This window comes from Candidatus Liberibacter sp. (assembly GCF_014048425.1).
Lineage (GTDB): Bacteria > Pseudomonadota > Alphaproteobacteria > Rhizobiales > Rhizobiaceae > Liberibacter.
In genome coordinates this window covers 1-5,443 of sequence record NZ_JACETX010000056.1, presented here as the reverse complement: position 1 = coordinate 5,443, position 5,443 = coordinate 1, and the positions used below count along the sequence as shown (strand labels likewise).

The following is a 5,443-nucleotide window of genomic DNA, read 5'->3' as shown; positions in this document are numbered from 1 at the left end:
AAAACTGGAAGCCTGAGGCTTTGTTCCTACAAACAAAACACGACCACCTCGTGATACAGTATCAGAAACAACTTGTAACGCCCTATGCAACATGGGAACAGTCTGCGAGAGATCTATAATATGCGTCTTACTCCGTTCACCAAAAATGTAAGGTTTCATCTTTGGATTCCAGAAACGACTCCGATGACCGAACTGGACACCGCTCTCCAAGAGCTGTCGCATAGTGAAATTTGGAAGCGCCATGGCTCGAAATCCTTTTATTTTATATCCGGTTTGACCTCCGCAAGATAGTGAATGACACTGCTAAAAACACTGTACACCACCGGAAAATCATCAACTACAGCTGACAACTCTAAACCTTGCGTGTGAAATATTCTTCGGAGATACACTCGACTCAGCATAAAATCAAGTCAATCTCCCTTAAATTATTAATACATCATTTGAAAAAATCTAACAAGCTCCATAGGAATCCTCTTGCAAGACATATAAAAACATCATGATTAATGTATCTCATACATAGAAATGCAAATATTTGCATTAAGTATTGCTTTCAATTACATTAGACTAGACTTCAGGATGAATTTTTTTGAATCGTCAATATTTTATTTTAATCCAAGGAATAAACATTATGGTAGAAAGTGATGCTCCAGAGAAATACGATGAAAAAAATATTTTTATGAAAATTATACGCGGAGAAGCAACCGCACATCGCGTATACGAAGACGAAGATACGATCGCCATAATGGATGTCATGCCTCATTGCACAGGACACGTCTTAGTCCTTCCAAAGGCTCCTGCAAGAAATATTTTCGACGCCACACAAGATACTCTCTGTAAAGTGATACCCGTTGTCCAAAAAATTGCGATAGCTTGTAAAAAAGCCTTACAAGCAGACGGCATAAAAATTATGCAATTCAACGAAGTTTCTGCAAGCCAAACCGTTTTTCATTTACATTTTCACATCATACCTTGTAAAGGTGAGTGCGGAAATGATTTTCATCACAAAAAGACAAAAGTCGAAGATTTCCAAACCTTGGAATTAACCGCAAAGAAAATTCGAAAAGAACTGGAAATATCTTAAAAAATTTCCTCCTTTGTAAGGGATAGGGAGAAAGCGAACTCCGCCCCACTTAAACAGGATAATCCGTATTAACAGGATTTTTCCATTCGAATTTTACGAACGGCATGTATCTTGTCGAAAGTAAGGAATATGTTCTTATGAACGCATACAACGTCGCCTACTTGGAAAAAATCATTAATGCCTCTTTTGAGGAATCTAGCTCTATAAACTCCTCAACCAGAGGAGAAATTTACGATTCTGTTCTAGCTACCTTGGATCTTTTGAATCATGGACATATACGCGTTGCATCCCGTGATGATAGTGGAAACTGGATCACACATCATTGGATTAAGAAAGCTATTCTATTATCATTTAAACTCTATTCCTTAAAAAATATCGAAGGCGGCCCCGGGCTTTCTGTTTGGCGGGATAAGGTGCCTCTGAAATTTGATGGATGGGAAACTTGCGATTTCGAAAAAGGGAACTTCCGAACTGTTCCTGGAGCCATAGTCCGTCACTCTGCCTACATAGGTCCAAAAGTTGTTTTAATGCCATCTTTTGTCAATGTTGGAGCCTATATTGGAGAAGGAACCATGATAGATACTTGGTCAAGCATAGGATCTTGCGCCCAAATTGGATGCCATTCGCATATTTCTGGAGGAGTGGGGATTGGCGGCGTCCTTGAGCCCATACAAACGGGACCAACAATCATAGAAGACAACTGTTTCATTGGGGCACGCACTGAAATCGCCGAAGGTTGCATAATCCGCAAGGGATCTGTCCTTGGGATGGGGGTCTTTATTGGCAAATCCACCAAAATCATAGATCGCAATACCGGCGAGATTACTTATGGCGAAGTTCCCCCATATTCTGTCGTCGTTCCCGGAAGCCAAGCAGGAAAAAATTTAAAAAATGGCGTGATTGCACCAAGCCTTTATTGTGCCATTATAGTTAAAAGAGTGGATGAAAAGACACGTTCAAAAACCAGCATAAACAAATTATTGCGTGATAATTCATAACTTGGAGATATATTGAAAATGATTTCTAGTGACCCCCTGGAAAATCTTGTTCAATTAATAAAATGTCCATCAGTTACTCCACAAAATGGAGGAGCATTATCTGTCCTTACCAATATTTTGAAACCACTGGGTTTTACTATTGAAAAACAAATTGCTCAGCAGGATGGAACAGCAGATGTGGAGAATCTTTATGCTCGCTTTGGGAAAAAATCACCACATTTTATGTTTGCTGGACATATTGATGTTGTACCTCCTGGCAATTTAGAAGATTGGCGACATCCTCCATTTTCAGCTACCATTGAAGAAGGGAAAATATACGGGCGCGGCGCTGTCGATATGAAGGGGAATATTGCTTGCTTTATAGCAGCCACTTCTCGTTTTATTCAAAAATACAGCGACTTTGGATCCATCTCACTCCTCATTACCGGAGACGAAGAAGGACCCGCAATAAATGGAACGAAAAAAGCTCTTTTATGGACAACAGAAAAAGGAGAGAGCTGGGATTCCTGCATAGTTGGAGAACCAACATGTCGTCATGTACTCGGAGATACGATTAAAATAGGACGAAGAGGAAGCCTATCTGGGCATATCATCATCCATGGGACACAAGGACATGTAGCCTATCCTCATTTGGCAAACAATCCCATACATGGACTTATACCTCTATTAAACGAATTAACACGCGTAGAATTTGATGCAGGCAATGCTGACTTCCCCCCAACACATCTTGAAGTGACAACAATAGATGTCGGCAATGTTGCAACAAATGTTATCCCTGGACACGTTAAACTTTGTTTTAACATACGTTTTAACAATCTCTGGACTGAAGAAAAATTAATATCAGAAATTAGATCTCGAACAAACAAAGGATTACAAAGGATCTGCCAGAATACTAATCACAAAGAGCCATCTTATACTTTACACTTTACATCACCTTCAAGCCCAGTCTTCTTAACACAGAATGAAATACTGGTATCCTCATTAAGCGAAAGCATAAACAAAATCACCGGAAAAGCCCCCGAATCCTCAACTTCCGGAGGAACTTCTGATGCACGCTTTATAAAGAATTACTGTCCAGTAATCGAATTCGGACTCGTAGGAAAAACAATGCACGCAATAAATGAAAATACAGAAATCACTGATCTTGAAGCTTTGACCTGTATCTACGAGAGATTCTTAAAAAACTGGTTTACAAAAAATAGCGATTTAAAAAATTAGAAGGCACGACTTAAACAAAATAAAAGACACACATAAAAAATTACATTGCACTCAGAATCCCTGTTTCTTCGTAGCAACACAGCCTCTTCAATTTTGAAGAGAGATTCTATCTCTAACATTATTCCTCTCTACCACCATATGTATACTTTACGCCATCAATACCAAAAATACTCTTATTTTTGAATGGAGACGAGACATATAAAAACAAGAAATCTTGACATATCCCTTGCTCTAAAGAACGAGGATTCATACTGTCTTCTAAAGCATTTCGGCGGGTTTCTACTTCACTGGGAAGGCTTAATAACGCTATTCCTCCACAGGAAAATACAACATTGATCCAGCCACTATAAAAACCGTATTGCTCTAAAAAATAATGCTACAAATCAAAAGATATGGATAAAGGCAAAAAGCTTTCTCAAAGATATAACAAGCGATCCCTCTTAGCGAGAAAATCGTGTAGTAAAAACCATGATTTCTGAATCCGAGTTGGCTTTTACTATTAAACACATTCTACAAGAAAATCTTGAAGAGAAACAAGCATTTAAATGCATGACATAACTTTAATGTATTCTAAAAAACAAAAATACAAACTTTACAAAGAAAATTTTTTATCCAGAAAAATTATTTCTTTTTACGACTTCGCCCAAGCCCCATGTTTTTAGCAAGTTTTGAACGAGCATTGGCATAATCTCGAGAAACCATAGGATAATCACTTCCAAGATTCCATTTGATACGATACTCCTCAGGGGTCATATTATGATGTGTCATGAGATGACGCTTTAAAGATTTGAACTTCATACCATCTTCAAGGCAATATAAACGCCCATCTTCTACGGACTTGCGTATAGGCACTGCTGGCTTAGGCTTTTCAACAATTAGCGCTTCTTGACAAGAATCTTGAGATATAGCGCTATTGAGAACAGAATATACATCTGTAATCAAACACCCAATTTCAGACATAGGAACAACATGATTTCCAACATATGCAGAAACTATGTCAACTGTCATTTCTAAAAGCTTTTCAGAACCATCAACAACAGAATTTTTATTCATCTAAATACATCTCCAATCTATGCATCCCCTTCTTCTACGCTAACTGCCTCTCTCTATACGCAGCATGAGAATGCACAAACAATAAATGCATCCAAACAAAAAAGAACCAAACGCAAAAATATATTTTCCCATATAAAAACCATGGGAATACAAATACCTTTAATTTCTAGAAAGTTCTCTCACAATCAAAACAAAAATTTTATAGTGCTCAATTTATAAAAACATGTATTACAAGATAATAAAAATACATACTATACATGAACCATAATAGTAATTTAGTCACAAAAATGAGGATTTACAATAAAAAATTTACCTATAAACAAAACAAATATGAAATTTCGCTCATCAATTCTATATTTTACTTTTTTTCCAGACGGCAACTACACATCAGTAATGCACTATTATCATTTTAAATCTTAGGGAAAATTAAGATAGAAAAAAACAAACCTAATAAATTACAGTTCTAATTCCGCAAAAATAACGATATCACAACTAAAATTTCCATTTGTCCATAAAATCAAAAATAAAAAATGCCAAAAACCATCTTTTTCTTAAAATCCCCAATCAAATTTACCCATAAAAAATCTACGAGAACAATAATTTTTCGAGAAAGGAAGAGCACACTCTCCCTACACGACAATGCACTCTCTAACACTATTTCTCAAACCAAAGACAGATATATATATAAGAACAAGATCCCTACAAGAAAAACAAAATTAAGAGATAGATTTTCCCGTAGCCTGATCAACAACCTTCATGGACAACCTAACTTTACCTCGATCATCAAAACCCAACAACTTCACCCATACTTTATCACCTTGTTTGACCACATCACCTGTTCTTCCTACCCTCTCAGGAGAAAGCTGCGAAATATGTACAAGTCCATCACGAGAACCAAAAAAATTCACAAAAGCACCAAAATCCGCGACCTTGACAACGCTTCCTTCATAAATCTTACCAACTTCGGGCATTTCCACAATAGAGCGTATCCTTTCACGAGCAGCCTCAATATCATCGGAAGAAGAGGAAGCTATTTTTATAGTACCATCATCCTCTATATTAATCTTTGCCCCTGTCTTCTCGACTATATCGC

The 5,443-nt window shown here is 37.3% G+C and carries 6 protein-coding genes; 3 read left to right on the top strand and 3 right to left on the bottom strand.

Features of this window, described 5'->3' with window-relative positions; genetic code table 11:
- The coding region (gene rpsB, locus H0G72_RS05440; protein WP_182017764.1) for a 30S ribosomal protein S2 at nucleotides 1-243 on the bottom strand (243 nt) is incomplete at its 3' end.
- Between the two features lie 385 nt (nucleotides 244-628).
- Here rpsB and H0G72_RS05435 point away from each other — a divergent pair.
- From H0G72_RS05435 to dapE, 3 genes are all read left to right on the top strand, one after another.
- Nucleotides 629-1,081 (top strand): HIT family protein, encoded by a 453-nt coding sequence (locus tag H0G72_RS05435; protein ID WP_182017763.1) that lies wholly within the window; start codon nucleotides 629-631, stop codon nucleotides 1,079-1,081.
- Nucleotides 1,082-1,218: 137 nt separating this feature from the next.
- On the top strand, nucleotides 1,219-2,079 hold the full coding sequence (locus H0G72_RS05430) for a 2,3,4,5-tetrahydropyridine-2,6-dicarboxylate N-succinyltransferase (protein ID WP_182017762.1): 861 nt from the start codon (nucleotides 1,219-1,221) through the stop codon (nucleotides 2,077-2,079).
- A gap of 18 nt (nucleotides 2,080-2,097) precedes the next feature.
- On the top strand, nucleotides 2,098-3,297 hold the full coding sequence (gene dapE / locus H0G72_RS05425; RefSeq protein WP_182017761.1) for a succinyl-diaminopimelate desuccinylase: 1,200 nt from the start codon (nucleotides 2,098-2,100) through the stop codon (nucleotides 3,295-3,297).
- A gap of 621 nt (nucleotides 3,298-3,918) precedes the next feature.
- On the opposite strand, the gene H0G72_RS05420 is transcribed toward dapE, so the two are convergent.
- Entirely contained in the window at nucleotides 3,919-4,350 is a 432-nt protein-coding gene (locus tag H0G72_RS05420) for a Ros/MucR family transcriptional regulator (protein ID WP_182017760.1), read from the bottom strand.
- A 716-nt stretch (nucleotides 4,351-5,066) separates the two neighbouring features.
- A partial coding sequence (locus tag H0G72_RS05415; RefSeq protein ID WP_182017759.1) for a S1 RNA-binding domain-containing protein occupies nucleotides 5,067-5,443 on the bottom strand: 377 nt, incomplete at its 5' end.